Origin of the sequence: Pseudomonas sp. LH21, assembly GCF_036549575.1 — a bacterium.
Taxonomy (GTDB): domain Bacteria; phylum Pseudomonadota; class Gammaproteobacteria; order Pseudomonadales; family Pseudomonadaceae; genus Aquipseudomonas; species Aquipseudomonas peradeniyensis.
Genome location: NZ_CP144367.1, coordinates 3,011,107 through 3,036,864 on the forward strand (window position 1 = coordinate 3,011,107; position 25,758 = coordinate 3,036,864).

At 65.4% G+C, this 25,758-nt stretch carries 27 protein-coding genes; 12 read left to right on the forward strand and 15 right to left on the reverse strand.

The features are described from left to right. Positions 1-2: 2 nt before the first annotated feature. Positions 3-521: a GNAT family N-acetyltransferase gene (locus VUG52_RS13620; RefSeq protein ID WP_050705540.1), complete on the reverse strand. Its 519-nt coding sequence runs from the start codon at positions 519-521 to the stop codon at positions 3-5. Between the two features lie 302 nt (positions 522-823). Here VUG52_RS13620 and VUG52_RS13625 point away from each other — a divergent pair, with 302 nt between their 5' ends. Together VUG52_RS13625 and VUG52_RS13630 are read left to right on the forward strand one after the other, a co-directional pair. Then, positions 824-2,026, forward strand: coding sequence for a DUF3142 domain-containing protein (locus tag VUG52_RS13625; protein WP_331831662.1), 1,203 nt, complete (start codon positions 824-826; stop codon positions 2,024-2,026). Beyond that, the gene (locus VUG52_RS13630; RefSeq protein WP_050705542.1) at positions 2,013-4,160 is read left to right on the forward strand and encodes a hypothetical protein; all 2,148 of its coding nucleotides are present in this window, start codon (positions 2,013-2,015) and stop codon (positions 4,158-4,160) included. Before VUG52_RS13625 ends, VUG52_RS13630 begins: the two co-directional genes overlap by 14 nt. Positions 4,161-4,203: 43 nt before the next feature. On the opposite strand, the gene VUG52_RS13635 is transcribed toward VUG52_RS13630, so the two are convergent. Genes VUG52_RS13635 through VUG52_RS13660 form a run of 6 tightly spaced genes read right to left on the reverse strand, consistent with a single transcriptional unit; the run spans position 4,204 to position 10,420 of the window. Next, on the reverse strand, positions 4,204-5,745 hold the full coding sequence (locus tag VUG52_RS13635) for an ABC transporter substrate-binding protein (RefSeq protein WP_050705543.1): 1,542 nt from the start codon (positions 5,743-5,745) through the stop codon (positions 4,204-4,206). 34 nt (positions 5,746-5,779) lie between these two features. Continuing rightward, complete coding sequence (locus tag VUG52_RS13640) at positions 5,780-6,754, reverse strand: ABC transporter ATP-binding protein (protein ID WP_050705544.1); 975 nt, start codon at positions 6,752-6,754, stop codon at positions 5,780-5,782. After that, positions 6,751-7,737, reverse strand: coding sequence for an ABC transporter ATP-binding protein (locus tag VUG52_RS13645; RefSeq protein ID WP_050705545.1), 987 nt, complete (start codon positions 7,735-7,737; stop codon positions 6,751-6,753). The genes VUG52_RS13640 and VUG52_RS13645 overlap by 4 nt, the downstream gene beginning before the upstream one ends. Beyond that, positions 7,734-8,582 (reverse strand): ABC transporter permease, encoded by an 849-nt coding sequence (locus VUG52_RS13650; RefSeq protein WP_050705546.1) that lies wholly within the window; start codon positions 8,580-8,582, stop codon positions 7,734-7,736. The genes VUG52_RS13645 and VUG52_RS13650 overlap by 4 nt, the downstream gene beginning before the upstream one ends. Then, the gene (locus VUG52_RS13655; RefSeq protein WP_050705547.1) at positions 8,579-9,526 is read right to left on the reverse strand and encodes an ABC transporter permease; all 948 of its coding nucleotides are present in this window, start codon (positions 9,524-9,526) and stop codon (positions 8,579-8,581) included. Before VUG52_RS13655 ends, VUG52_RS13650 begins: the two co-directional genes overlap by 4 nt. A 3-nt stretch (positions 9,527-9,529) precedes the next feature. Then, a complete protein-coding gene (locus VUG52_RS13660) occupies positions 9,530-10,420 on the reverse strand; it encodes a proline iminopeptidase-family hydrolase (protein ID WP_050705548.1) in 891 nt (296 codons plus the stop codon). Positions 10,421-10,592: 172 nt separating this feature from the next. On the opposite strand from VUG52_RS13660, the gene VUG52_RS13665 reads away from it, so the two are divergent. From VUG52_RS13665 to VUG52_RS13680, 4 genes are all read left to right on the forward strand, one after another. Continuing rightward, positions 10,593-11,354, forward strand: a complete 762-nt coding sequence (locus VUG52_RS13665; protein ID WP_050705549.1) for a LuxR family transcriptional regulator — start codon at positions 10,593-10,595, stop codon at positions 11,352-11,354. Between the two features lie 98 nt (positions 11,355-11,452). Beyond that, positions 11,453-12,352 (forward strand): proline iminopeptidase-family hydrolase, encoded by a 900-nt coding sequence (locus tag VUG52_RS13670; RefSeq protein WP_050705550.1) that lies wholly within the window; start codon positions 11,453-11,455, stop codon positions 12,350-12,352. Between the two features lie 190 nt (positions 12,353-12,542). Then, positions 12,543-12,971: a PA0061/PA0062 family lipoprotein gene (locus tag VUG52_RS13675; protein WP_050705551.1), complete on the forward strand. Its 429-nt coding sequence runs from the start codon at positions 12,543-12,545 to the stop codon at positions 12,969-12,971. Positions 12,972-13,013: 42 nt separating this feature from the next. After that, positions 13,014-13,631 (forward strand): dTMP kinase, encoded by a 618-nt coding sequence (locus VUG52_RS13680; RefSeq protein WP_050705552.1) that lies wholly within the window; start codon positions 13,014-13,016, stop codon positions 13,629-13,631. On the opposite strand, the gene VUG52_RS13685 is transcribed toward VUG52_RS13680, so the two are convergent. Beyond that, on the reverse strand, positions 13,632-14,522 hold the full coding sequence (locus VUG52_RS13685) for a LysR family transcriptional regulator (RefSeq protein WP_050705553.1): 891 nt from the start codon (positions 14,520-14,522) through the stop codon (positions 13,632-13,634). Positions 14,523-14,628: 106 nt separating this feature from the next. Between VUG52_RS13685 and VUG52_RS13690 the strand changes: the two genes are divergently transcribed. Continuing rightward, entirely contained in the window at positions 14,629-15,636 is a 1,008-nt protein-coding gene (locus VUG52_RS13690; protein ID WP_050705554.1) for a zinc-binding alcohol dehydrogenase family protein, read from the forward strand. A gap of 400 nt (positions 15,637-16,036) precedes the next feature. Next, positions 16,037-16,363: a putative quinol monooxygenase gene (locus tag VUG52_RS13695; protein WP_050705555.1), complete on the forward strand. Its 327-nt coding sequence runs from the start codon at positions 16,037-16,039 to the stop codon at positions 16,361-16,363. A gap of 14 nt (positions 16,364-16,377) precedes the next feature. On the opposite strand, the gene VUG52_RS13700 is transcribed toward VUG52_RS13695, so the two are convergent. Beyond that, on the reverse strand, positions 16,378-17,148 hold the full coding sequence (locus VUG52_RS13700; protein ID WP_050705556.1) for an SDR family NAD(P)-dependent oxidoreductase: 771 nt from the start codon (positions 17,146-17,148) through the stop codon (positions 16,378-16,380). Positions 17,149-17,256: 108 nt separating this feature from the next. Here VUG52_RS13700 and VUG52_RS13705 point away from each other — a divergent pair, with 108 nt between their 5' ends. Together VUG52_RS13705 and VUG52_RS13710 are read left to right on the forward strand one after the other, a co-directional pair. After that, entirely contained in the window at positions 17,257-17,799 is a 543-nt protein-coding gene (locus VUG52_RS13705; RefSeq protein ID WP_050705557.1) for a chalcone isomerase family protein, read from the forward strand. Between the two features lie 2 nt (positions 17,800-17,801). Further along, on the forward strand, positions 17,802-18,338 hold the full coding sequence (locus VUG52_RS13710) for a DUF3833 domain-containing protein (protein WP_050705558.1): 537 nt from the start codon (positions 17,802-17,804) through the stop codon (positions 18,336-18,338). Between the two features lie 21 nt (positions 18,339-18,359). On the opposite strand, the gene VUG52_RS13715 is transcribed toward VUG52_RS13710, so the two are convergent. Then, positions 18,360-18,578 carry a hypothetical protein gene (locus tag VUG52_RS13715; RefSeq protein WP_050705559.1) on the reverse strand — a complete coding sequence of 73 codons (219 nt, stop codon included), beginning with the start codon at positions 18,576-18,578 and terminating at the stop codon, positions 18,360-18,362. Positions 18,579-18,830: 252 nt separating this feature from the next. On the opposite strand from VUG52_RS13715, the gene VUG52_RS13720 reads away from it, so the two are divergent. Then, positions 18,831-19,841: an aldo/keto reductase gene (locus tag VUG52_RS13720; protein ID WP_050705560.1), complete on the forward strand. Its 1,011-nt coding sequence runs from the start codon at positions 18,831-18,833 to the stop codon at positions 19,839-19,841. Between the two features lie 82 nt (positions 19,842-19,923). On the opposite strand, the gene VUG52_RS13725 is transcribed toward VUG52_RS13720, so the two are convergent. The 5 genes from VUG52_RS13725 to VUG52_RS13745 form a co-directional block, all read right to left on the reverse strand. Next, positions 19,924-20,910 (reverse strand): zinc-binding dehydrogenase, encoded by a 987-nt coding sequence (locus tag VUG52_RS13725; RefSeq protein ID WP_050705561.1) that lies wholly within the window; start codon positions 20,908-20,910, stop codon positions 19,924-19,926. Between the two features lie 149 nt (positions 20,911-21,059). Beyond that, positions 21,060-21,467, reverse strand: a complete 408-nt coding sequence (locus VUG52_RS13730) for an SRPBCC family protein (RefSeq protein WP_050705562.1) — start codon at positions 21,465-21,467, stop codon at positions 21,060-21,062. 22 nt (positions 21,468-21,489) lie between these two features. Next, positions 21,490-22,287 (reverse strand): SDR family NAD(P)-dependent oxidoreductase, encoded by a 798-nt coding sequence (locus tag VUG52_RS13735; RefSeq protein WP_050705563.1) that lies wholly within the window; start codon positions 22,285-22,287, stop codon positions 21,490-21,492. A gap of 92 nt (positions 22,288-22,379) precedes the next feature. Further along, positions 22,380-23,285: a LysR family transcriptional regulator gene (locus tag VUG52_RS13740; RefSeq protein WP_050705564.1), complete on the reverse strand. Its 906-nt coding sequence runs from the start codon at positions 23,283-23,285 to the stop codon at positions 22,380-22,382. Positions 23,286-23,397: 112 nt separating this feature from the next. Then, complete coding sequence (locus VUG52_RS13745) at positions 23,398-24,333, reverse strand: cyclase family protein (RefSeq protein ID WP_050705565.1); 936 nt, start codon at positions 24,331-24,333, stop codon at positions 23,398-23,400. A gap of 288 nt (positions 24,334-24,621) precedes the next feature. On the opposite strand from VUG52_RS13745, the gene VUG52_RS13750 reads away from it, so the two are divergent. Beyond that, entirely contained in the window at positions 24,622-25,755 is a 1,134-nt protein-coding gene (locus tag VUG52_RS13750; RefSeq protein WP_050705566.1) for an aminotransferase class V-fold PLP-dependent enzyme, read from the forward strand. Positions 25,756-25,758: the final 3 nt, after the last annotated feature.

The window sequence follows — 25,758 nt, forward strand, 5'->3', positions numbered from 1 at the left end:
GGCTATCCGTGCAGCTCGAGGCTGTAGATGAGGTCGTCGTGCCAGCGGCCACCGAGCCGGTAGGCTTCCGGCACACGGCGGGCGAGGGTGAAACCGCACTTCTCCAGGACCCGGCAGGAGGCCAAGTTGCCGTCGGTGACAGTGGCCTCCAGCGAGGTGAGACCGGTGGCGATGGCGAAATCCACAATCGCTCGCAGCGATTCGCTGCCCAGGCCCTGGCCGTGCCACTCCGGCAGCAGCAGGTAGCCACTCTCGGCATGGTCTTGGCGCAGCATGCGGATGCCGGTGACCCCGACGTCCCGACCACTGGCCTTGTCGGTCATCACCAGGCACAGCCAGTGTTCGGCGCCGGGCGACCAGTCCGGCAGACGATGCTCGAACCCCCGGCGCACTTCGCTTTCCGGCAGCTCGTCGAACACATGGCGCATGGTCTCGGGCTCGCGGTGGAGCCTGAGGAACAGCGGCCAGTCGGCTTCGGTCAGGGGGCGCAGGTACAAGCGATCGGTGTACAGCTCCAGCATCCGGTGCTCCTTGCGGGATTGGGAGGGCTGGAGGATTTGTACGCCGGGTTGCCTTGAGGTTCAAGTCTTGGCGACTGTTTGCGCGATGTGCCCACACAGAGCCAAGGTCCGCAGGTACCTGGTAGATTTGCAGAGTACATGTGGGCTCATTACTTCCCGGGAGCGTGTTGATGTCACTGTTGCCGCCAGACAACCGGCCGAACGCGCTGATTTAAATAAACAGTACCGTGTCCATCCGTTGGCGCACTGGAGTAAAATCTGTACTTCACCCCGGCGCCCAGATTCGTCAGACAAAGGACTGTATGCCCGCCATCCCGCTACTGCGCCGTGTTTTCGCAGGTTTCGCCCTCGCAGTGCTCACCGGCTGCCAGCCTGACCTTGCACCGCCGCTCGACCAGCAACTCTACATCTGGCAGCGCCAGTGGCGGCCGGCCCACGAACAAGCCCTGGCCGAAAGCCGCGCCGACTTCTCGACCCTGCGTGTGCTGGCCTTGCAGGCCCAGCCCAAGGCAGGCTGGAGCAGGGCGCTGGTCAACCTGCCTCGGCTCAAGGCCGATGGCCGCCCGCTGATCGCCGTGGTGCGTATTGACGGTCAATTGCCCGCGCTCGACCTGCAGCTGGCCGGCACCCAGATCGCCCAATTGCTGGCCGACTGGCAGGCTGCCGGCTTGGCCCCAAGCGGGCTCGAAATCGACCACGACAGCGGCAGCGCCCGCCTGCCGAGATATACCGAATTCCTCTTGAAACTGCGCGAGCAACTGCCGCCAGGCCTGAAACTGAGCATCACCGCGCTGCCCGCCTGGCTCGACAGCCCGCACCTGCCGGCGCTGTTGCAGGCGGTGCACAGCAGCGTGCTGCAGGTGCACGCGGTGAGCGATCCGCGGAGGGGCCTGTTCGATCCGCTGCAGGCGAAGAGCTGGGCCGAGCGCTGGAGTCGCGTCAGTGACCGACCGTTCTACCTGGCCTTGCCCGCCTATGGCATCGCGCTGCTGCCGGATACCGGTGGTGCGCCGGTGGTGGAAAGCGAAACCCCATTGAACCGACCCGGCGAGCGCCGCGAGCTGCTGGCCGATCCGCAGCAACTGGCGGACCTGGGCAGGCAACTGCGCGACAAGCCGCCCGCGCACCTGGCCGGGCTGATCTGGTTCCGCCTGCCATTGCCCGGCGACCGCCGGGCCTGGAGCCTGGCCACCCTGAAGGCGGTGGCGCGCGGCGACACGCTCGCCAGTCAGTGGCGGGTCGAACTGGCTGGGCAAGGCGGGCTCTTCGACATCAGCCTGGTCAATGTCGGCAACCTCGACTTGGCGGTGCCCGCGCGCGTGGAACTGAACGTCGAATCGTGCGATGCCGCAGATGGGCTCAATGGCTACCGCCTGCAGCAATTCCCGCAACACCTCATCTTCATCCGCCAGTCCAGCGTGCGTGTGGCCGCTGGCGGCCGGCGCGTCCTCGGTTGGGCGCGCTGCCATGGAATCGAACAAGGAGCATGGAATGTCTACCCCTGACTGGCCCCGGCGCCTGCTGTGCCTGTCCCTGAGCGTGCCGGTAGGCACGGCGCTGGCCTGTGGCCCGGACTTCCCGATGCGCCTGCTGGATGACCGGGCGCAGACCCTGTCCGAGCTGCCGGAAGGCAACTTCGGCTTCGAGGTGAATCGCCTCGGTGAGCAGCTGGCAGGCCTCAAGCCCACCACCGAGATGACCCTGACCCCTTACTGGGACGGTGACGACAACGACCGACCTTACCGTGAGCAGCGCCGCCGGATCGAGGCCGACGAGTTGCCGGAATCGCTGCGCGAAAAGGTCGCGCAACTGCGTGCCCTGCAGGATCCGCAACAGGTGCTGGAGCAAGGCGCCGAACTGCCGGATGAACTGCGCCTGTACATTGCCGGCGCAGTGGCCTTCGACACCGACGAACACGCCCTTGCGGCGGATTACTTCGCCAAGGTGCTGGCCCTGCCTGCCGAACAACGCAAGTTGCGCAGCACCTGGGCGGCCTACTCGCTGGGGCGGGCGCTGATGGCCCGCAGCTTCGAGGCCGGCGATGATCCGCAACAGACGCCGCTGGCACTGCAAGCCCAGGCACGCGAGGCCTTCCACCAGGCCCGTACACTCGCCGCCGAAGGTTTCAGCGACCCGTTGGAGCTCGGGGTGGCCAGCCTTGGTGAGGAGGCCCGCCTGGCCAAGCTCGCCGGCGACTGGAACAGCGCGATTCAGTTGTATGCCAGCCAGAGCCGCCTGGGTTCGGGCAGCGGCTACAGCTCGCTCAGGCAGCTTGCCGACGAACTGGTAAGCCTGCCGGATGAGCAGCTGAAGGCGCTGCTGGCACAGCCGATGCCGCGCAAGCTGCTTACCGCCTACCTGCTCAGCCATGTCGGCTGGGACTACGACGGCCAGCCGCCGACCCAGGCCCGACGCCTGCCCGCGTTGCTGCAGGCCAGTGTCGGCGACAAGCTCGAAGACGCCGACCGCCTGGCCGCGTTGACCTACCAGCAAGGCAACTATGCCGCGACCAGAAGCTATCTGCAGCAGGCGGGTGACACGGGCCTTGCCTGGTGGCTGCGCGCCAAGCTGGCCTTGCGCGATGGCGACAAAAACCAGGCAGCGGCTGCCTACGCCAAGGCGGCCGCCGCGTTCCCCCGCGAAGAGTCATGGGGTTCGCGACAGACACCCGATTGGGACTACGAAAGCGTGAAGCCCGGCTGCCGGGTAGAGGGCGAGGGGGCGATCCTGGCGCTGGAGCGGGGCGACTACCTGCAGGCCTTCGACCTGCTGTATCGCAGCCAGGAAATCTACTGGCAGGACACGGCCAGCGTGGCCGACCGGGTGCTGACCCTGGATGAGCTCAAGGGCTATGTCGATGCCCATGTGCCGGCGCCGCCAGCGCCCAAGGTGGAAGAGGGCGGCTATGTGCCGCGCCCGGTAGCGACACAGTTACGCGAGCTGCTGGGGCGACGCTTGCTGCGCGAAGGACGCTACGACGAAGCGCCCGGCTACTTTGCCACGCCGCAGTTGCAGGCCGACGCCAAGGCCTACGGCCAGCACCGCCAGGATGCCGTCTCGCGCTGGACGCCTACCGGCCGGGCTGAAGCACTGTACGCCGCAGCGACCTTGGCGCGCAGCGCGGGCATGGAGATCCTCGGTTATGAAATGGCGCCCGACTATGCCTGGCTGGGCGGTGGCTACAGCCTCGGCAATGCCGAAGTGCAGCCAGGGCCTTTCCTGGCTGCTGGCGAGGTGCAGCGCCAACGGGCGACCGAGGCCAAGCCCGATCAGCGATACCACTACCGCTATGTCGCCGCCGACCTGGCCAACCAGGCCGCTGACCAACTGCCGCACAGCAGCCAGGCTTTCGCCGCGGTGCTGTGCATCGCGGCTGGATGGGTGCCCGGCAGCGAACAGGAAAGCGCGCTGTACAGGCGCTACGTGCAGCAGGGGCCGTTCGTGCAGTGGGCGGAGGATTTCGGCAAGCAATGCGAAGAGCCCCGGTTCGACCAGGCCAACAAACGCTACCTGACCGAGAAGCTGGACCGCGTGCGCACGGCGTTGCGGCCGTACAAGGCGCAGGTGCTGCCGGTGGGGTTGGTGGTGCTGGCGGGGGTTGCCTGGGCATGGATGCGGCGGCGCAAGGCAAAGGCTTGAAATGAGATCGAGCGCCGCGAGGGCGGCGCTCGATAAACCGCCGTCAGTTCTGCGCGGTCTTCTGGCCGGGCTCCAGCTTCACTGTCTCCTCCAGGGTGAAACGCCCCAGCGGGTTCTGCAGGAAGTTCTGGATATTGCTGCGCGAGATGTTGATGTACGGGCTGTAGTACAGGTCGATCCAGTGCACGTCCTGCTTGGCCAGCTTCTGCAGGTCCTGGTACATCTGCTTGCGCTTGACCGGATCGGTTTCCACCCGGGCCGCGGCCACCAGGTCCTTGACCTTGTCGTTGTGGTAGCGGGTCATGTAGTTCATGTTGGTGTCGTGGCCCAGCACGAAGGTGGTCTTCTGGTCCGGGTCGAGCACGTCGTTGGTCCAGTACATCACCGACAGGTCGTAGTCGCCATCGACCAGCATCTGCCAGCTCTGGGTCGGGTCGACCTTCTGCAGGTTGGCGGTGATGCCGACATCGGCCAGCTGCTTCTGCACCAGCACGGCGATCTGCTCGTCGGCCTCGTTGCCGGCGTTGACCACGTAGTTGACCTTCAGCCCCTCGGCGCCGGCTTTTTTCAACAGCTCGCGGGCCTTGGCCGGGTCGAACGGACGCTGCGGGTTGTCGGCGTTGTGGTAGAGCGCACCCTTGGGAATGTACGAGTAGGCCATTTCACCGTGACCGAAGGTCACCGTTTCCACCAGCGCCTTCTTGTCGATTGCCAGGTCGATCGCCTCGCGCACTTCCTGTTTGCCCAGCAGGCCCTTGGAGTGGTTGATCAGCAGGTGATCTTCACGGGTCGAGGGGTCGATATGGATGGTGATCTTCTTGTCCTTCTGCAGCTCGTCCACCTGGGTGAATGGCACAAAGATCGCCGAGTCCAGTTCGCCGGCCTGGACCTTCATCATGCGCGTGCGGTCATCCGGGATGGAGATCCACTCCACGCCATCCAGGCTGACCTTGTCGGCCTGCCAGAATTCCGGGTTCTTCTCCAGGATCACCCGGTCGCCCCGCAGCCATTCCTTGAGTTTGAAGGCCCCGGACACCACCGGGTTCTGTGCGTATTCCTCCTCGCCGAGCTTGTCCATGGCCTTTTTCGACAGGATCGAGATGTTGGCGGTGGCGAGCTGGGCCAGGAACGGCACCGACTTGCTGTGCAGGGTCACCACCAGGGTATGCGGGTCGGCGGCCTTGGCGGTGTCGATGATCTTGTACGAGTCGGCCCAGAGCGAACCCGGGTTGTCGCGGATGCGCAGCAGGGAGAAGGCGGCGTCCTCGGCGGTGATCGGCGAGCCGTCGGAGAACTTGGCCTCGCGCATCTTGAAGGTGTAGGTCAGGCCGTCGTCGGAAACCTTCCAGCTTTCGGCCAGGCCCGGCACCAGTTGGGTACCGCTGTTGTCGACGCGGATCAGCACGTCGTAGACGTTGGCGAACACCCAGCTGTCGCGGTTCTGCGCGCTCTTGATCGGGTCGAAGGTGGTGCTTTCCTCACGGCAGCCGATGGTCAGCACGCCGGCGGCCTGGGCCATGCCGCTGGCCAGGGTGCTGGCGGCCAGTATGGCGGCGGTGAGAAGTTTCAATGCGGCGGGTTTCATGCTCAAGCTCCGTTTGATGGTCATGGTGGTGAAGTCAGCAGGGCAGTTGCGTATGCACGCAGGCGTGGCGCCGGGCGCCCTGGATCTGCTCGGGTGGCGCGGTTTCGCTGCAGCCGGACAGCGCATGCCGGCAACGCGGATGGAAGGCGCAGCCGGAGGGCAGGTTCAGCGGGCTTGGAGGCTCGCCGGCCAGCGGGTCCTGCGGCAGGCGCCGGGCCGGGTCGATGTCGGCGATGGACTGGATCAGCGCGGCGGTGTAGGGGTGGCGTGGGGCGGTAAAGACCTCATGCACCGGGCCCTCCTCGACGATCTGCCCCAGGTACATCACCGCCACCCGGTCGCACAGGCGGCGCACCACGCCCAGGTCGTGGGTGATGAACAGCAGCGCCAGGCCCATGCGCTCGCGCAACTCCAGCAGCAGGTTGATGATCTGCCCCTGGATCGACACGTCCAGCGCGGCGACGCATTCGTCGGCGACGATCAGCCGGGGCTCGACGGCCAGGGCCCGGGCGATGCCGACCCGCTGGCACTGGCCACCGCTCAGCGAAGCGGGCCGGCGCTCGGCCAGCTCGGCGCGCAGACCGACCAGTTCAAGCAGTTCGCCGACCCGGGCCGGAATCTGCGCGGCGGGCACCTTGCGCTGCACCTGCAGCACCTCGGCGAGGATCTGGCCGATGCGCTGGCGTGGGTTGAGCGCGCTGTACGGGTCCTGGAAGATCATCGCGGTCTCGCGGCGCAGGCGGGCGATATCCGCCGGGCCGCCCAGGTTCATGTCGGTGCCGTCGAACAGCACCTGGCCGCCGCAGCTCGGGGTGAGCTGGAGGATGGCCCGGGCCAGGGTGCTCTTGCCGCAGCCCGACTCGCCCACCAGGCCCAGGGTCTCGCCGGCGGCGAGATTCAGCGAGGCACCGTTGACCGCGCTGACCTTGCGCGGGCGCAGGTTGAATAGGCCGCTGCCGGCGGCGGGGAACTGCACCTGCAGGTCCTTGACCTGCAACAACGTGGTCATGACAGGTCTCCGGCCAGCAGCGGGGTATGGCAGGCCAGGCGGTGGCCGGGGCTTGCTTCCAGCAGTTCAGGCAACTGTTGCCGGCAGAGCGGCATGGCCTGTGGGCAACGTGATTCGAATCTGCAGCCCGCCGGCAGGTCATCGAGCAGCGGTGGCTGCCCGGCGATGGTGGTCATGCGCTGTGCCTCGGGCTGCGCCGCTGGATGGCAGGCCAGCAGACCGGCGCTGTAGGGATGCTGGGGCCGGGCCAGCATCTGGTGCTTGGCGCCGTGTTCGCAGAGGCGCCCGGCGTACATCACGGCAATGCTGTCGCAGGTCTGCGCCACCACGCCCAGGTCGTGGCTGATCAGGATCATCGACAGGCCCCGGCGGTCGCGCAGCTCCAGCAGCAGGCGCAGGATCTGCGCCTGCACGGTGACATCCAGGGCCGTGGTCGGCTCGTCGGCGATCAGCACCTTGGGGTTGCAACCCAGGGCCACGGCGATCATCGCCCGTTGGCGCATGCCGCCGGAAAATTCATGGGGATAGTTGTCGACCCGGGATTTCGGGTCGGGGATACCGACCTGGCGCAGTACCTCGATGGCTTCGGCCCGGGCCTCGCGACGCGAAGCGCCTTGGTGCAGGCGGATGCCTTCGGCGATCTGCTCACCGATGCGCATCAGCGGGTCCAGGTGGCTGCTGGGGTTCTGGAAGATCATCCCCAGCTCACGGCCGCGCAGGCGGCGCATGCCGGCTTCGTCCAGCTGCAGCAGGTCATGGCCCGCCAGGCGCACGGCCTGGCCCTCGACCCGCAGGTTCGGCGCTGGCAGCAGGCGCATCAGGCCCCGGCAGGCCAGGGTCTTGCCCGAGCCGCTTTCGCCCACCAGGCCGAGGATCTCGCCTTCGCCAAGGTCGAAGGACAGTCGGTCGACCAGGGTGATATCCCGTTGGCCGGCGCGGGCGATGACGCTCAGGCCGCGGACCTGGAGCAGCGGCGGGGTCATGAGCGGTCTCCCAGGCGTTCGGCGACGCCGTCGGCCAGCAGGCTGAAGCCCATGGCCAGGGTCACCACCGCCAGGCCCGGGAAGGTGCAGATCCACCAGGCGCTGGTGATGAAGCTCTGCCCCTCGGCGACCATGGTGCCCCATTCCGGGGTCGGCGGCTGCACGCCCAGGCCCAGGTAGCTGACGGCGGCGCCGTTGAGCAGCACCAGCACGGCGTCCGACATGCAGAACACCACCGAGCCGAACAGCGCGTTGGGCAGCAGGTGGCCGAACAGCGTGCGCCGGTGGCTGAAGCCCAGGCTCCTGGCGGCCAGGGCGAAGTCGCTCTGCTTGAGCACGAGGATCTGCGAGCGGATCAGCCGCGCATAGGACACCCAGCCGACCAGCGCCATGGCGATATAGAAGCTGCCCAGGCCCGGGCCGAGAATGGCCATGATCGCCAGCATCAGCACCAGGAACGGGAAGGCCAGGACGATGTCGATCAGGCGCATGCAGGCGTTGTCCAGCCAGCCGCCGACGTAACCGGATACCGCGCCGATGCAGGTGCCGAGCAGGAACGGGAAGATCACCCCGATCAAGGCCATCTGCAGGTCGACCCGGGCGCCCCAGATCACCCGCGACAGCACGTCGCGGCCGAAGTTGTCGGTGCCGAAGGGGTGCGCCAGGCTCGGCGCGGCCAGGCGCAGGTCGCCGTTCTGCAGCAGCGGGTCGAATGGCGCGACCCACGGCGCGCACAGCGCCAGCAGGCACCAGCCGAGGACGATGGCCAGGCCGCAGTACAGGGTCAGGCGGCCATCGCCGAGGTTCCAGGCCAGGCGTGCGCGCAGGGCGAAGGTGGCGCTCATTGGATCTTCACCCGCGGATCGAGGACGGTGGTCGCCACATCGGCGAGGAAGTTCACTGCCACCGTGGCGCAGGCCAGCGCCATGGCTACGCCCTGGACCACCATGTAGTCACGGGTGAAGATGCCGCGCACCAGCAATTGGCCGACGCCCGGCAGGGAGAACAGGCTCTCGATCACCACCGTGCCACTGATCAGCCAGCCGATGTTGACCGCCAGCAGGTTGATGGTCGGCACCATGGAGTTGGGCAGGACATGCCGGCGCAGGATCGCCCCTTCGCCCAGGCCCCGGGCACGGGCGGCGGTGACATGGTCGGCCTGCATCTCCAGCAGGATGCTGGCACGCAGGTTGCGCACCAGCACCGCCGACAGCGCCAGGGCGATGGTCAGGCAGGGCAGCACCAGGTGGTGCAGCTTGTCGGCCCAGGTGCGGCCATAGCCGGACACCGGGAACAGCCCCCAGTGCACGCTGAACAGCAGGATCAGCATCAGCCCCAGCCAGAAGGCCGGCAAGCCGAGGCCGGCAGTGGTGAACAGGCGGATCAGGTTGTCGGCCCAGCCGCCCTTGCTGCGGGCAGCGAGAATGGCCAGCGGCACGGCGATCAGCAGCGCCAGGGCCACGCTGCCCAACACCAGCATCAGGGTCGGCTCGATGCGGCTGGCGATCAGCGGCAGGGCGTCGACCTTGTACAGCAGCGACTTGCCCAGGTCACCATTGAGCAGGTTCTTCAGGAAGTACAGGTACTGCACCCAGATCGGCTCGTCGAGGCCGAACTGGGCGCGGATCTTCTGGATCGCGTCCGGGGTGCTGCGCGCGCCCAGCAGCACCCGCGCCGGATCGCCCGGGATCGAGCGTACCAGCACGAAGGTGATGATGCTGATGCCCAGCAGCACCGGCAGCAATTGCAACGGACGGATGAGGACGAAGCGGTAACGCGCCAAGCTCATCGATCAGCCCCGGTTGCGTTGCAGGAAATCCAGCAACACCGGGAAATAGGCCTGGGGCTCTTCGTAGAACGGCATATGGCTGCTGTTGGGGAACACATGCAGCTCGGCGCGCCCGTGCAGCGCCATTTTCATGCGCATGGCGCAGGCCGGGGTCAGTTCATCGTGCTGGCCGGTGGTGATCAGCACCGGCATGCGGAACGCGCCCATCTGCTCGAGGCGGTTCCAGTCCTTGAGGTTGCCTATATAAAGGAACTCGTTGGGGCCCTGCATGGTGGTGTAGGGGCCCATGTTCCAGTCGCCCAGCGAGCGCTGGATCGGCGCCGGCCATTCATCGAGCCGGCAGACGTGGCGGTAGTTGAGCAGGGTGATGGCGGCCTGGTACTGCGGGTGGTCGAGGGTACCCATGGCCTCGTGGCGCTGCATCATCGCCACCGTTTCGCTGCCCAGGGCGCCGCGCAGGCGCTCCAGCTCGGTGATCAGGTGTGGAATATCGCCGACGGTGTTCTCGAGAATCAGACTTTTCAGCGACTGCGGGTGATGAATGGCGTACTCGATCGCCAGCCAACCGCCCCAGGAATGCCCGAGCATGTGCACACGGCCCAGGTCCAGGGCCTGGCGCACCTGCTCGACCTCGGCCACGTAGCGGCTGATGTTCCACAGGCTGTCGTCATCCGGACGATCGGAGGCGCCGGTGCCCAGTTGGTCGAAGGCGACCACGCGGATGCCCTTGTCCTTGAGCCAGGCATGGGCGTCGCGCAGGTAGTCGCAGGGCAGCCCCGGCCCGCCATTGAGGCACAGCAGCACCTCGTCCCCTTCACCAAAGCTGTACACCACGAGATTGTGGCCATCGACCGATACGTTGAACTGCTGGTCAGGTTGCATCTCACGCCACATCGCTACTCTCCTGTTGGCCATGGCTTGCAGCTATAACTAACGCAGGAGTTTTCGTCGCCTACAAGCTAGTGTTTCCTATAGGTTTCGTATGGCAGTCCCGCGCCAAGCCGTGGCATTCTACGTGCCGGACTTAGAGATGGAAATGCAAAAGGAATCACAGGGAGTGTCAGGTATGCAGGCCAAGGTGGCTGAACTCAATGCGCGTCTGGCGTCGGACGACAGCCTCGACGAGCAGATGGACAGCGTCGCCGAGCTGGCGGCGCAACTGGGCTTCGATGCCCTGGTGTACGACTACAGCCCGGTGCCGCTGGATCATGTCGGCGAGCTGATCACCCCGAGCGTGGTCCGGCTGCGCCAGACCCCGAAGGACTGGCAGGACCTGTGGTGCTCCGAGGGCTTCTACCAGATCGACCCGGTGCAGCAGGTGGCGGTGTCCTCCATTGCGCCCTTCGTCTGGTCGTACCTGCCCAAGGGCGAGACCGTCCTGCAGCGCCACATCGACCAGCGCCACGCCCCGGTGGTCGGCTACCTGCATGACGCGCAGCTGACCTGTGGCGTCACCGTGCCCATCCACCTGCCACGCGGCGGGCTGGCGACCCTGACCGGCCTACGCCCCCAGACCAGCCAGCGCGATCTGGACGACGCCCGCGAGCACCTGGGCGATTTCAGCCTCATCGCCCATGCCCTGCAGGAGGCGGCCTATCCCTTGCTGGCCAAGGAGTCCGCCACCCGCGTCATCCGCCTGACCCGCCGCGAGGTCGAATGCCTGCGCTGGGCCGCCGAAGGCCTGACGGCAGGGGAGATTGCCGAGAAGCTCAACCGCTCGCTGGCGACGATTTCCCTGCACCTGACCTCGGCCATGCACAAGCTGGGGGCGAAAAACCGCGTCCAGGCGGTCGCCCGGGCGGTGCATTACCGCCTGCTGGACCAATGAAGCAACAAAAAAGGTCGAAAACCTAGAGAACTCTCTAGTTATGCCGCGCCACGCGTAGGGTTATTGTGTGCTCCATGATTCGCACGGAGCCGGATGACATGGAACTCACCCAATCGCGTGAAGGTTTTGCCCCCTTCGGCAACTACAAGACCTGGTACCGCGTCACCGGTGACCTGGATTGCGGCCGCACCCCGCTGGTCATCCTGCACGGTGGCCCGGGTTGCACCTTTGATTATGTCGATGCCTACAAGGACGTCGCCGCCGGTGGCTACCCGGTCATCCACTACGACCAACTGGGCAACGGCCGCTCGACCCACCTGCCGCAGATGCCGGCATCGTTCTGGACGGTCAAGCTGTTCCTCGAGGAGCTCGACAACCTGCTGGAGCACCTGGGCATCAGCGAGCGCTACGCGCTGCTGGGCCAATCCTGGGGCGGCATGCTGGCCAGCGAGCACGCGGTACGCCAGCCACGGGGCCTGCGCTGCCTGGTGATCGCCAACTCGCCGGCCGACATGCGCACCTGGGTGCGCGAGGCCAACCGCTTGCGTGAAGAGCTGCCCAAGGAGGTCCAGGACACCCTGTTGCGCCACGAGGCCGTGGGCGACTACACCGCGGCCGACTACATCGCCGCCACCCGGGTGTTCTACGACCGCCACGTGTGCCGGCTCAAGCCCTGGCCGGAAGAGGTGGCGCGCACCTTCGCCCAGGTAGATGCCGACCCGACCGTGTACCACGCCATGACCGGTCCGAACGAGTTCCATATCATCGGCAGCACCAAGGACTGGACCATCGTCGACCGCCTGCCACAGATCAACGTGCCGAGCCTGCTGATCTCCGGGCGCTATGACGAGGCGACGCCGTTGGTGGTCAAGCCGTACCTGGACCTGATCCCCGGGATCCGCTGGGCGCTGTTCGAGAACTCCAGCCACATGCCTCATGTGGAGGAGCGGGTGGCGTGCATGGGGACGGTGGTGAAGTTCCTTGACGAGAGCCTGTAGCCCTTAACATCCGACAGTTTTCCCTTCCTCAGGCCTGTGCGGGCGTTGCCCGGCGGGCCTGAGTTTTATTCCCTGCCTGGTTGCAAGTCCGCTTCCACGCAGTTACCGCTAGTCCCTGATCCCGAACCTGGCGATTAACAGCCCGATGCCTCGGCGCTATCCTTGAATCATGCCCCAAGGATCACTCACCATGCGCCGGCTGCTACTGCTACTGCTGTTGCTGATCACCGCCATCCCCGGCTGCCAGGCCCCCATGCCAGCCGCCAACCCCGAGATGGCCTGGGTCGATCTTTCGCTGCCATTCCCCAACGACCGCGTGCTGCTGGCTGAACGCCTGGACAACCAACGCCTGGAGGAAGGCCGCTTCTTCCAGGTCACTCCCGGCAGCCATGAGCTGGTCGTCAGGTTCGACTACGAAACGAGTGGCGGAGGCGGGCTGAGCATGATGGGCGGCACCACCGTGCGCCAATGCTATCTGACCCTCGGCTACGCCCATTTCCAGGCCGGCCAGCGCTATGTGCTCGAAGCCCGCTCCATGGCCCTCACACCTGAGGCAAGGCTGTACAATGCCGCCCGGGAGATCGTCGCAGAGGTCAGCGCGTTCTACTGCCTGATGTAAGCCAATGCCTGTCGATGAAGGAATCCAATCGTTGTGTGAAGCATGAATCGCCCACTGTTTATTTCCCTGGATGGACCAAAAGGCACCGGCAAGACCACGCTGCTGGAGTCCGTCACCCAGGCGCTGAGGGCGGACAACAGGAAGGTGATCCGTATCAGCGAGAAGAAAAGTGATCCCTACCGGCGCGAAACCATGGCCCTGGTCAACCAGTTCGTCAGAAACCCCTGCCGGGATCTGGAGATGAAAGTCTGCGAGCGCCTTGCGCACAGCCGCGCCTGGATTACCCAGCATGTGCTGGCCATGCAGCCCAAGGACAGCATCATCCTGATCGATCGCTGGTACCCGTCCGATGCCGCGTTTCGCCGTCTGGTGCCGTTTGCCGAGATCCTGCGGCTGAACATCGAACGTGGTGTGCGGGTGCCGGACCTTCATGTGGGCGTTGTCACCGACGCAGAAATTTCCTGGGACAGGGCAGCGGCGCGCACGCGTGGCTTGGGCAGTACCGTGATGCATGAACTGCAGGAGCACGTGGCCTGCACGCAAGCTTTCGAGCAAGCCGTTACCGATCATGGTTGGGTCTTGTGCCGTAATGAAAGCACCCTGGAAGAGGCGACAGAGCAGGTGGTATCGGCTATCCAACGCGTACTGCCGGCAGGCTGATCAGTAGCGTTCGAGCGCGGCGAAGCGACTCGACAACCAGGCGTGCAGCTGTCTCACCGCGGGCGACAACTGCTTGCGGTGCGGGCACACCAGGCTCAGCGGCATGCTCGGCCCTGGGTGATCCTGCAACAGCACGACGAGCCGTCCCGCCAATACGTCGTCACTCACATCCAGCCAGGACTTGTAGGTGATCCCTTCGCCCGCCACGGCCCAGCGCCGGGCGATATCGGCATCGTCACAGAACAGGGCGCCACGCACCTGCACGGTCTGTGCCCCCAGTTGCCACTTGTCGTAGACCCGGCCCTGCTGCATGTACAGCAGGCACTGGTGCTCGCGCAGCGCCTCGGGAGTGCGCAGCGTGCCTTGCCGCGCCAGGTACTCGGGCGAGGCCACCAGCACCTTGCGGTTCCACGGTGCCAGTGGCAGGGCGATGTAGTTGGCGTCGGCGTTCAGGCCGTAGCGGATGGCGATATCCACCGGGTCGCGGAACAAGTCGGCGACCTGATCGGAGAGAAACAGGCGCAGGTTCAATTGCGGATGCTCGCGGCGAAACGCCGTCAACCAGGGCAGCAGCACGTTGCGCCCCAGGTCGGACGGCGCGGCCACCTGCAATGTTCCGCTTAGCTGGGCGCTTTCCCGCTGCAGGTTGTCCCGCCCTTGCCGGAGGGCTTCCAGGGCGGCCAGGGCCGAGGGCAGGTACTGCTCGCCTTCGGCCGTCAGGCGCAGGCTGCGCGTGGTGCGGGCAAACAGCCGCACATCCAGCTCACGCTCCAGGCGCTTGACCGCCTCGGCCGCCTGGCCGGGCAGCAGGTCGGCTTCGTGGGCGGCGGCGGTAAAGCTGCCCAGCGCGGCGCTGCGCACAAAGATGCCCAGGTCGTCGAGACGGATCATTTTCACTCCTGCAATGAAAGTATTGACGGGCACAGCCCGTTTTTCCCAAGGACCGGACACGCCAGACTGGATTCACGAATCAAACCATATCCAGCAGCGAGTGCCTATGAAAGCGATCGGTTACACCCAGAACGGCCTGCCCATCGAAGACCCTGCGTCCCTTCAGGACATCGACATGCCCAGGCCAAATCCAGGGCCCAGGGACATCCTGGTGGAGGTCAAGGCCGTGTCGGTCAACCCCGTCGATACCAAGGTGCGTGCCGGCACTTTCACGTCTGAGCCGAAAATACTCGGCTGGGACGCGGCCGGTATCGTCCGTGAAGTCGGCCCTCAGGTGACCCTGTTCAAGCCAGGTGACCAGGTGTACTACGCGGGCTCCATCGCCAGGCCCGGCAGCTACAGCGAATATCACCTGGTCGATGAACGCATCGTCGGGCACCAACCGCGCAGCCTGGGTGCGGCGCAGGCTGCAGCGCTGCCGCTGACGGCCATCACCGCCTGGGAGCTGCTGTTCGACCGCTTAGGTCTGGTCGAAGGCGGCGGGGAGGGCGATGCCCTGCTGATCGTCGGCGCCGCCGGCGGTGTCGGCTCGATGCTGGTGCAACTGGCCCGGCAACTGACCCGCCTGACGGTCATCGGCACCGCCTCCCGCGCCGAGACCGCCGACTGGGTACGCGAACTGGGCGCCCATCATGTCATCGACCACAGCGCGCCGCTGCATGGGCAACTGCAGGCCCTGGGGATCGAGTCGGTCAGCCATGTCGCCAGCCTCACCCATACCGAGCAGCACTTCGCGCAACTGGTCGAGGTGCTGCGGCCACAAGGTCGCCTGGGGGTGATCGACGACCCGCAGACCCTGGATGTCATGCCGCTCAAGCGCAAGTCGCTGTCGCTGCACTGGGAGCTGATGTTCACCCGCTCGCTGTACCAGACCGACGACATGGTGCGCCAGCACCAGCTGCTCGAGCGGGTGGCCGGGCTGATCGACCAGGGCATCCTGCGCACCACCCTGGGCGAGCATTTCGGTGCCATCAATGCCGCCAACATGCGCCGTGCCCATGCGCTGGTCGAGAGTGGCAAGTCGCGGGGCAAGATCGTTCTGGAAGGGTTCTGAAGCCAAGGTGTTCAACGTTAGATTTGCAGCGCTCTTAAGATCGAGCGCCGCCCGCGCGGCCCATCGCGGGACAAGCCCGCTCCTACATCTGTTTCGGGCCAGTCAATCCTGTGCCATTACCGGGTCCGCGTTGTTGGACCGACGAAATTTCTGCATGGGAACCACTGCCGCCCCGCACGATTTGAGGCATGCACCAAGGCGGGCGTCGCCTCATTCACAGGAAAAATTGGCACGAAACAGATGTAGGAGCGGGCTTGTCCCGCGATGCGCCGCGCGGGCGGCGCTCGATCTCATAGGCGCTGCAAGAATCACGGCGGACACCCAACGGCCCACACACGCTCAACAGCCCACCCACAAACAACCACAGTCCAGTCGATCCGCAACTGACCAGGAGCCATATATGAACCAACAAAACCATCCCCTCGTTTCCCTTGCCATCCTCAAGGCCAAGCCGGGTCAGGCAGCGTCGCTAAAAACCGCCTTGCTGACCTTGATCGAGCCGACCCGGGCGGAACCCGGCAACCGCGACTACATGCTGTTCGAGCGCAGCGATGAGCCCGGCACGTTCTACATGCGCGAGGCGTTCGACCACCAGCAGGCCCTGGACACGCACCTGGCCACCGACCACTTCCAGCGCTTTGCCGAGCAGGCCGACCAGCTGTTGGCGGAACCGCTGCAACTGATCTTCCTCGATCCGGTGTCCACTGCCGTCGCACCTCACCCTTGAGGAATGCCTGCGGATCACCAGGGGACGGGGCTGCCATCCCAGGCCCAGAACGTACCGGTCTCTGACGGCCCGCGCTGGCTGACAAGATCGAGGATGCAACTGGCGGCAAACGCGGGCGCGAACAGCTTGTCGCGCGGAACATTGCCCTGGAAAGGGCGTGAAAGCGGGGTATCGGTGGTCCCAGGGTGCAGCGCAAGCACTGTCGAGGCAGGGTTGAGCCGCTTGAGCTCGATGCTGGCCGTGCGCAACAACTGGTTGAGCGCGGCCTTGCTGGCGCGATAGCTGTACCAGCCGCCCAGCTGGTTGTCGCCAATCGACCCGACTCGTGCTGATAAGGCGGCAAAGGTGACGGGCTGCCGGCGCAGCAACGGCAACAGGTGCTTGAGCAGCAGGACAGGGGCGAAGCAGTTGGTGGCGAAACTGGCCTGCAACCCCGCCAGATCCAGTTGCGCCAGCGACTTCTCGGCCCGCGCCGGCGGTGCTTGCAGCACACCGAGGGTGCTGATGACCAGGTTCAGCTGATCGCAGCAGCCACGAACCTGATCTGCCAGTGCTTGCAGCGCCTGTTCGTCACGGGCGTCGCAGTCGAGGCGAAGCAAACGGCGGCCATGGGTCTGGGCCAGCACATCCAGCTCAGGGCTGCTGCTTGCCTGTCGCGAAACAGCGAGCAGCAGCCCGACGTCATCACGTGCCAACAGCTGCGAGCACAGGGCAAGACCGATGCCCTGGCTGGCGCCGCAGACCAGCGCGTTGGCGGGTGTATGGAGATGGGTGATCAGGCTCATTGGATGATCTACCTGATAGGTGCAATCGGCCCTTAAATCTATACATGATTTGATTTATCTGTACAGAAAACTAGTCTTGTATAAGTTAAGTCTTTCTGCAGATTCGTCATGGCACTCCTTGCTCGCTGGGCCTGTCTCTGCCTGCTGCTGACGTCGATGCCTGTGGCCATTGCGGACTGGCGTGCAGCACTGCCGGCGGCCCAGCAACTGGGTGGTGGCGACTTCACCTGGTTCGGCCTGCGGCTGTACAGCGCACGCCTGTGGACCGAGGGGCCGCGCCATGACTGGAACCAGCCTTTCGCCCTGGAACTGACCTACCACCGCTCATTGTCCCGGGACACGCTGGTGCAAGCCAGCCTTGAAGAGATGCGTCGCCTCGGCGCCGGTCGGGTGACGCCGCAACAGCTCGAAGCCTGGGCCAAGGTACTGCAGGAGGCATTCGTGGATGTACGCCCCGGCATGCGCATCACCGGCTTGTATTTGCCGGGGCAGGGCGGTCGCTTCTATGTCGATGACCAGCCGACCCGCACCCTTGCCGACCCGGCCTTTGCCCGGGCGTTCTTCGCCATCTGGCTGGACCCGCGGGCTCGGGACGCCCAGTTGCGCCTGGAACTGCTCGGCCTCGCCGGCAAGCCCCGAGGAGGATCGTGAACATGTACAGAACGCTGTTGCTGGCGGCATGCCTGGTGCTGGGCAGCTGTGGCAATGTCGAAGTCGAGCGCTACGCCGCGGAGCAACCCCGTTTCGACCTGGCGGCCTTCTTCTCGCGCCCCGTGCAGGCCTGGGGCATGTTCCAGAAGCGCTCCGGGGAAGTAGTGAAGCGCTTTCACGTTCGCATCGACAGCCGCCGGGAGGGCGAACGACTGATCCTCGACGAGCAGTTTCTCTACAGCGATGGCACACGGCAGCAGCGCACCTGGACGCTGGTGCCGGACGGCCCCGGCCACTGGCGCGGCACGGCGGGGGATGTGATCGGCGAGGCTCGTGGCGAAGTGGCCGGTAACGCACTGCGCTGGCGCTACACGCTGGATCTGCCCGTGGACGGGCGGCACTGGCAGGTGGACCTGGACGACTGGATGTACCTGATGGACGAGGACACCCTGATCAACCGCTCGCGCATGAGCAAGCTGGGCGTGGAGGTTGGTCAGATCACACTGTTCTTCCGACGCTCGCCGGAAGGCGCGCCATGAGCGCGCGTACCGAGCAGAGCGTCAGTCTTTGCTGGCGTTGAGCTTGCGCAGCTCTTCGTAGGTGGCGGACTGGACGAACCAGAAGCCGGAAACGATGCACCAGCCGAGGCTACCGGCCACGAACACACCCAGGGCTGGCAGGAATCCACCGGTGAACAGGGTGATGAGCGCGAAGAGCCAGATAACGGCCAGGGAGATGTAGAGGACGATGTTGTTGACGCTGATGACGAAGTCTTTCACGAAGCCTATTCCTTGCGGGATTTCAAAAGATTGCCCCTCCAGGGGCGCGCAGATGCTATCACATTGCCCCCACTGGGCAGGGGCTTGATGTCGGTTCCGAGCTAGCCGGACGCGTATCGGGCACCGTACAAAGGCTATGCACTAAAGGTCTCAAGTCTGTCGAATTATGACTTGGACGGTCTTGATAGGGGCGGCATAGGATTGCCGCCACTGGAGTTCACACAGCAACTCCCCTAATCAGGAAGTACACCCATGAGCCTCAAATCCCTTATCGCCAACCCGCTGGGCTTCGGCACCGCGCCACTGGGCAACATGTTCCGCAACGTACCGGAGGCCGAGGTCCAGGCCACCGTCGATGCCGCCTGGGACAACGGTGTGCGCTACTTCGACAGCGCGCCGTTCTACGGTGCCGGACTGTCCGAATCGCGCCTGGGCAATGCCCTGGCCGGTCGGCCACGTGACGAATACGTGCTCAGCAGCAAGGTCGGCCGGATCATCCTCGACGAACTGGAAGACCCCACCAGCCGGGAGCTGGGCGAAAAGAGCGGCCTGTTCGAACACGGCAACCGCAACCGTATTGTCAACGACTACAGCGCCGATGCGACCCTGCGCTCCATCGAAGACAGCCTGCGCCGGCTGAAGACCGACCGCCTGGACATCGTCTGGATCCATGACATCGCCCAGGACTTCTACGGTGACGAGTGGCTGGAGCGCTTCGAGACCGCGCGCAAGGGCGCCTTCCGCGTGCTCACCCGCCTGCGTGAAGAGGGCGTGATCAAGGCCTGGGGCCTGGGGGTGAACCGGGTCGAGCCGATCGAGCTGACCCTCGACCTGGACGAGCCGCAACCCGATGGTTTCCTGCTCGCCGGGCGCTACTCGCTGCTCGATCACGACCGCGCACTGCAGCGTGTCATGCCGCAGGCGGCGGAGCAGGGTGTCGGCATCGTCGTGGGTGGCCCCTACAGCTCTGGGGTGACCGCCGGTGGCGAGCACTTCGAGTACCAGAAGGCGACCCCGTCGGTGCTGGCCAAGCTCGAACGCATCCGCGCAGTGGCCCGAGCCCACGGTGTCGACGTCAAGGCGGCCGCCCTGCAGTTCGCCCTGGCCCACCCGGCGGTGGTAGCGGCGATCCCGGGTTCGACCCGTGTGGCTCACGCCAACGAAGACCATGCAGCCCTGGGCGCGGTCATTCCGGCGGCGTTCTGGAACGAATTGCGTCAACAAGGCCTGATCAACGCACTGGCGCCTGTTCCGGCAGCCTGAGCTTGAACAGGACAGGGCTGCAGTGCAGCCCTGCTTGAATCAACGCCGCGCTTAGCGCGGCGTTTTCATTTGTGCAACCGGATCACGCCAAGCGCGTCACCCACTTGCCCGACGCGCTGCCGTCCTTGAGTTGGCGCAATGCCTGCGGCAGCGCCTCGAAGCGAAAGTCCAGGCGCTGCGGCGCCAGCAGCCGGCCATCGGCGACCATCCTCAGCAAACGCTCCCCTTCGACCTTCAACGCTTGCCGATCGAGTAGGCGGCCATGGGCATGGACACTGTTGAGCGCTACCTCGTGCAGCGAGATCGCCGTGCTGAAGGCCGGCAGCGGGGCGTTTTCCTGGCGGTCCTGAATGCACACCAGGTGGCCGTTGTAACCCAGCAGATGGGCCAGGCTCGCGGCATGGCTGCCGCTGACCGTGTCGAACAGCGCATACAGCGGACGCTCGCCGAGGGCCGCCTGCACATCGGCCTGCCAGTCGCCAGCACGGTAGTCGAACACCCCGACCACGCCCAGTTGCCTGAGCCGATCATGGTGCTGCCGGCCCGCCGTGGCCCACACGCGCAGGCCACGCTGCAGCGCCAGCTGGACAAGGTAGAAGCCCACCGCGCCGCCCGCACCGACCACCAGCACATCGCGCGACGCGCCGTCGGCGACCTTGGCCAGGGCCTGCCAGGCCGTCAGCGCGGGGCAGGGGACGGCGGCCGCCGCCGCAATGTCGAGGTTGTCTGGAATGTGCATGACCAGGTTCGCATCGAGCAGGCAGTGCTCGGCGAAGCTGCCATCGCGGGACAGCGACTGGTGATAGGCGACGCGTGAACCCAGCGCCAGCTCGACCCCGGCACCGACCGCGACCACGGTACCCGCGCCATCGACGCCGGGCACGGTGCCCGGGTGCCAGGCGGCATGGCCCCATTCGCAGATCTTCCAGTCCACCGGGTTCAGGGCGATGGCGCGGTTGGCCACCAGCACTTGGCCGGGGCCGACTTCAGGCAGGGGTTTGTCGATGAGGTGCAGGCCGTCCAGGCCTGCGCCCGGGGTCCAACCCCAGGCGCGATGAGTGATGGACATGAGCGGTTCTCGTAGGGGCAGAAACGGGGCAGGGTAGCGAGGCGCGGGGCAGGGATACAGCGGGGTTCGGGCAAAGGTGTATTGAGCTGGAATCAGCAATGCAAAAGGGCCGCTCGAAGGCGGCCCTGCTGTGCATCTCGGGGGTTACATCAACCCAGGCTCTTGGCCAGGGCCTGCAGGCCACCTTCATAGATGCCGGTGAACAACGCAGTGGCTTCTTCGTCGCTGACGCCAACCGGGGTGAACTCGCCGAACCACTCCACCCGGCTACCCTGGCCGTCGGCCTTGACCCGCAGGGTCGACAGGTAGCCGGTCACCGGGAACGGGCTGGTGAGGATCGAGTAGCTGTAGCTGCGTTGCTGCTCATCGAAAGCCATCAGGCGCTCGACGATGCTGTTGCCGTCCGGGTCTTTCAGCGAGCGCACGCGGCCGCCTTCGCTGGACAGGCTTTCAGGGATGAACGGCAGCCAGTCGGGCAGGCTGTCGAAGCCGCCGATCAGGGCCCAGACGTGCTCGGGGCTGTGGGGGGTGTTCAGGGATGCTTGGGCGTTGGCCATGGGAAAATCTCCAGAATTGAATTCAGATTGCGAGGCTGTCGACCACGCCGCCGTCGACCCGCAGGGCCGCGCCGGTGGTGGCGGAGGAGTAAGGAGAGGCGAGGTACACCACCAGGTGGGCGACTTCGTCGACGTCGGCGGCGCGCTGGATGATCGAGCTCGGGCGGGCGCTGCGCACGAAGTGGTCGGCCTCTTCGCGAATGCTGCGCCCGGAGGCCTTGGCTGCGTCGGCCACCAGGTTGGCGACGCCATCGGTCAGGGTCGGGCCGGGCAGTACCGCGTTGACGGTGACCCCGGTGCCGGCCAGGCGCTTGGCCAGGCCATGGGAAACGGCGAGGTTGGCCGCCTTGGTCACGCCGTAGTTGATCATGTCGGCTGGGATGGCGATGCCGGATTCCGAGGAAATGAACAGGATCCGCCCCCAGCCTTTCTCGACCATGCCCGGTGCGTAGTGGCGCGCCAGGCGCACGCCGGACAGCACGTTGGTGTCGTAGAAGCGGTTCCACTCGCTGTCGTCGACGTCAAAGAAATCGACGTCATCGTAGATACCCAGGTTGTTGACCAGGATGTCGGCGCGGGGGTGAGCGGCGATCAGCGCCTGGGCGCCTTCGGCCGTGCCCAGGTCGGCGATCACCCCGTGCACCTGGCCGCGGCCACCCTGGGCGCGCAGTTCGGCCAGGGCGGCGTCGAGCGACTTCTGGCTGCGGCCGGCGATGACCACGTCGGCATGGGCGCGGGCCAGGCCGCGAGCGATGGCCAGGCCGATACCGCCGGTCGAGCCGCTGATGATGGCGGTACGCCCGCCGAGGTCGATGTTCATGGAATGGCTCCTGTGGATGAGTTGCATCGATGGGAGCCATGCTAGTGACACGCGATCAGACTGTAAAAGACTAGATTCGACTGAATTAAGACCTAGGAAGTCTGATCGGCCAGGGCCAGCACGCGCTCGCGGAATACCCCCACGATCGGCCGCAGGTCGACCTGGTGCCAGGCCGCCCACAATTGCACGCAGGGGCTGAACCACTCTAGCTTGCGCAGCACCACCGTGGGGCCGGCGCTGGCACTCAGGCTGCCCTGGACCATGGCCAGGCCGAGCCCGGCGGACACCAGGCCAAGCACGCTCAGCGGGTCGGTGGCCTCCAGCGACAGACGCGGGGTGAAGCCTGCGTCGGCGCAGCGGGCGATGAAATCATCGCGCTTGTTGAGCTGGTCGGGCTGCCCGCCGGTGATGATCCACTCCTGCTCATGCAGGTCGGCGGGACAGAGGTCGGTCTTGCCGGCCAGCGGGTGCTCGGCGGGGATGGCCAGTAGCATCGGGTCATCCAGCACCGGATGCGCCCGCAGGTCGGGGTCATTGTCGGGCGGTGGCTCGCAAACCAGGGCGATATCCAGGCTGCGCTGACGCAGGCCCTCGAACTGCTCGCTCGGGGTCATGTTGTACAGGGCGATATGAATATTCGGCCGTTCGCTGCGTATGGCCCGCACCGCGCCGGGCAGCACGCCGGCATGGATGGCATGGTTGACGTAGCCGATGCACAGCCCGCCTTCCTCGCCACGGCCCAGGCGCTTGCCCAGCGACTCCAGGCGCTCGGCGTGCTTGAGCAGGCCACGGGCCTCGGACAGGAAGGTGCGGCCATCGGCGGTCAGGAACAGGCGCTGGTTGCGCCGCTCGAACAAGGCCAAGCCGAGGTGGTCCTCGAGCTGGGCGATCTGCCTGCTCAAGGGGGATTGAGAGATATGAAGCTGCTCCGCCGCGCGGCCGACGTTTTCGCATTCGGCGACGGCGACGAAGTAGCGCAACTGACGTAGATCCTGCATGAGACCTCCAGGGGACAGCCCTGAGTTTTACTAGCGCAGCCCTCCGTTGGCTAGCCTGCATCAACGCAAATGCCCGCTGCAAGCAGCGGGCAGGGTACTCAAGGCCTGATGATCAGTGGATCGCCACCGGGTTGATGTTGACCTGGGTCGAACCCTTGTACAGCGGCTGGCCCAGCACGAACAGGAACTCGAAGGCCTTGTCGCGCACCAGGGCGCGGGTGTCGATCAGCTCCAGGTTGTAGATGCCGCGCTTGGCCAGCATGAACTGGTTGACCGGGAACTCCTCACCGGTAGGGTTCGGGTAGACCTCCGAGGCCCAGGTGTCGCCGCCGAAGGCGACGATGCCCTGGTCGGCCAGCCACTCGGCCGCCGGCAAGTCGATGCCTGGCTCGGTGGCGAGGAACTGCGCATTGTCCTTGCCAATCAGCTCCAGCCAGCCGGTGTTGAACAGCACCACGTCGCCCTTGCGCAGGGTGATGCCTTGCCGCTTTAGCACCGCCTTGATGTCGTTGACGGTGAACGACGTACCGCCCGGCACGATGGCCTTGCCGTAGTGCGCGGTCATGTCCAGCACCACGCCGCGGGTGACCATCGGCGGCACTTTTTCCACGCCGAGCTTGGTCACACCCTCGACGGTGACGAAGTCGGCGGCCTTGTTGCCGTTGTAGTAGACGTTGTCGATGCCGATATGGCCGATACCGTTGAGCTGGGTGCCGACGCCGGTCCAGCCGTTGACCAGCTCGTCGTTGAAGCTGAACTTGTTCTTGCCCAGGGTCTGGCCGGCCTGTTCGCCGGGCTGAATGTTGTAGAGGTGGAAGCTGCGGTGGCGGAAGGCGGGCAGGTCCTTGCCGACGGGGACGGCGAGGGGGTAGGTCTTGCCGGTCTTGACCAGGGTGATGGCTTGCTTGACCACCTCGGGAGTGAGGAGGTTGGCGGCACCGATTTCGTCGTTGGGGCCGTAGGGGGAGGATTGCCAGGTGGCGGCCAGGGTGGATTGGGCTGTGGTGGCCAGGGCTAGGCTGAGTAGTAGGGGTTTGAAATGGCGCAATTCTTGGGCTCCTGAACGGGAAGTGATGTCAGGGGCGGATTCTGGGTGGCGGTGGGGATGGGAAAAAGTGGTGGGTGGGACAAGGAGTTTTGCGTGTAGGGCAAGGAAGTAGACATCTCTGATGTTCATGCAGGGGAAGCTGTTGGGACTTCAACCAGTGGGCGTTTCCCTGATTTGAGTCAGGCAGAGGGCCAGGCTGACGATGCGGTGTGCCCGATGCATCTTGTCATTTGCAATAGCTTAGGGCAGGGTCGATGCCATGGACCTCTCTGCCAAAGGAACCGCACCATGTCGAAGATCTATCCCGGTATCGATCCCGAAGGGCTGGTCGAGTATTCGGTGGTCTACACGGATCGCTCGCTCAACCACATGTCCCAGTCGTTCCAAGGTGTGATGAAGAACATCTCAACCACTCTGAAACAGGTCTACAACGCCCAGGCGGTTGCGGTAGTTCCGGGCAGTGGCACGTTCGGCATGGAAGCGGTAGCTCGGCAGTTTGCCACCGGCCAGCAATGCCTGGTGATACGCAACGGCTGGTTCAGTTATCGCTGGAGCCAGATCCTCGAGATGGGCAACATCCCGGCGGCGACAACGGTGCTGAAAGCCCGGCCGGTCGAAGCGGGGCGCCAGGCTGCCTACGCCCCGGCCCCTCTGGACGAAGTGTTGGTGGCCATTGCGTCGCAGAAACCGCAGATTGTCTTCGCCCCCCACGTTGAAACCTCATCAGGGATCATCCTGCCTGATGAGTACCTGCGGGCCGTGGGCGACGCCGTGCATGCGGTGGGTGGCCTGTTCGTGCTGGACTGCATCGCCTCAGGCGCGATCTGGGTTGATATGCATAAATGCGCGGTCGACCTGCTGATCAGCGCACCGCAGAAAGGCTGGAGTGCCTCACCTTGCTGCGCCCTGGTGATGCTGAGTGCTTTGGCCCTGGAGCGCATCGAATCAACGCAAAGCACCAGCTTCGCCTGCGACTTGAAGAAGTGGCTTCAGATCATGCAGGCCTATGAGCAGGGCGGCCACGCCTACCATGCGACCATGCCCAGCGATGCCCTCGCGCGGTTCAACGAAGTGATGAAAGAGACACAGGCCTACGGTTTCGACAAGGTCTGCGACGAACAACAGGCCCTGGGTGACCGGGTGCGCGCAATGATGACCCGCAAAGGTATCAAGAGCGTGGCTGCGGCAGGCTTTCAGGCACCAGGAGTGGTGGTGAGCTACACCGATGATGCCGATATCAAGAGTGGTAAGAAGTTTGTCAGCCACGGCCTGCAGATTGCTGCCGGCGTGCCGTTGCAATGCGACGAGCCGGCCGACTTCCAGACCTTCCGCATCGGCCTGTTCGGGCTTGAAAAGCTGCACAATATCGAGCGTACGGTCAGCACCCTTGAGCAGGCGCTGGACGAGGTGATGGTTAACTAGGCG

Bases quoted from the DNA above. Each gene is read 5' to 3' on its own strand.
- VUG52_RS13635 (WP_050705543.1), bottom strand. From the start codon at position 5,745: ATGAAACCCGCCGCATTGAAACTTCTCACCGCCGCCATACTGGCCGCC.
- VUG52_RS13690 (WP_050705554.1), top strand. From the start codon at position 14,629: ATGAAAGCGATCGGTTACACCCAGAACGGCCTGCCCATCGAAGACCCT.
- VUG52_RS13735 (WP_050705563.1), bottom strand. From the start codon at position 22,287: ATGAACATCGACCTCGGCGGGCGTACCGCCATCATCAGCGGCTCGACC.
- VUG52_RS13705 (WP_050705557.1), top strand. From the start codon at position 17,257: ATGGCACTCCTTGCTCGCTGGGCCTGTCTCTGCCTGCTGCTGACGTCG.
- VUG52_RS13675 (WP_050705551.1), top strand. From the start codon at position 12,543: ATGCGCCGGCTGCTACTGCTACTGCTGTTGCTGATCACCGCCATCCCC.
- VUG52_RS13645 (WP_050705545.1), bottom strand. From the start codon at position 7,737: ATGACCCCGCCGCTGCTCCAGGTCCGCGGCCTGAGCGTCATCGCCCGC.
- VUG52_RS13700 (WP_050705556.1), bottom strand. From the start codon at position 17,148: ATGAGCCTGATCACCCATCTCCATACACCCGCCAACGCGCTGGTCTGC.
- VUG52_RS13665 (WP_050705549.1), top strand. From the start codon at position 10,593: ATGCAGGCCAAGGTGGCTGAACTCAATGCGCGTCTGGCGTCGGACGAC.
- VUG52_RS13685 (WP_050705553.1), bottom strand. From the start codon at position 14,522: ATGATCCGTCTCGACGACCTGGGCATCTTTGTGCGCAGCGCCGCGCTG.
- VUG52_RS13725 (WP_050705561.1), bottom strand. From the start codon at position 20,910: ATGTCCATCACTCATCGCGCCTGGGGTTGGACCCCGGGCGCAGGCCTG.
- VUG52_RS13695 (WP_050705555.1), top strand. From the start codon at position 16,037: ATGAACCAACAAAACCATCCCCTCGTTTCCCTTGCCATCCTCAAGGCC.
- VUG52_RS13625 (WP_331831662.1), top strand. From the start codon at position 824: ATGCCCGCCATCCCGCTACTGCGCCGTGTTTTCGCAGGTTTCGCCCTC.
- VUG52_RS13630 (WP_050705542.1), top strand. From the start codon at position 2,013: ATGTCTACCCCTGACTGGCCCCGGCGCCTGCTGTGCCTGTCCCTGAGC.
- VUG52_RS13660 (WP_050705548.1), bottom strand. From the start codon at position 10,420: ATGTGGCGTGAGATGCAACCTGACCAGCAGTTCAACGTATCGGTCGAT.
- VUG52_RS13730 (WP_050705562.1), bottom strand. From the start codon at position 21,467: ATGGCCAACGCCCAAGCATCCCTGAACACCCCCCACAGCCCCGAGCAC.
- VUG52_RS13740 (WP_050705564.1), bottom strand. From the start codon at position 23,285: ATGCAGGATCTACGTCAGTTGCGCTACTTCGTCGCCGTCGCCGAATGC.
- VUG52_RS13640 (WP_050705544.1), bottom strand. From the start codon at position 6,754: ATGACCACGTTGTTGCAGGTCAAGGACCTGCAGGTGCAGTTCCCCGCC.
- VUG52_RS13750 (WP_050705566.1), top strand. From the start codon at position 24,622: ATGTCGAAGATCTATCCCGGTATCGATCCCGAAGGGCTGGTCGAGTAT.
- VUG52_RS13680 (WP_050705552.1), top strand. From the start codon at position 13,014: ATGAATCGCCCACTGTTTATTTCCCTGGATGGACCAAAAGGCACCGGC.
- VUG52_RS13710 (WP_050705558.1), top strand. From the start codon at position 17,802: ATGTACAGAACGCTGTTGCTGGCGGCATGCCTGGTGCTGGGCAGCTGT.
- VUG52_RS13620 (WP_050705540.1), bottom strand. From the start codon at position 521: ATGCTGGAGCTGTACACCGATCGCTTGTACCTGCGCCCCCTGACCGAA.
- VUG52_RS13720 (WP_050705560.1), top strand. From the start codon at position 18,831: ATGAGCCTCAAATCCCTTATCGCCAACCCGCTGGGCTTCGGCACCGCG.
- VUG52_RS13655 (WP_050705547.1), bottom strand. From the start codon at position 9,526: ATGAGCTTGGCGCGTTACCGCTTCGTCCTCATCCGTCCGTTGCAATTG.
- VUG52_RS13670 (WP_050705550.1), top strand. From the start codon at position 11,453: ATGGAACTCACCCAATCGCGTGAAGGTTTTGCCCCCTTCGGCAACTAC.
- VUG52_RS13650 (WP_050705546.1), bottom strand. From the start codon at position 8,582: ATGAGCGCCACCTTCGCCCTGCGCGCACGCCTGGCCTGGAACCTCGGC.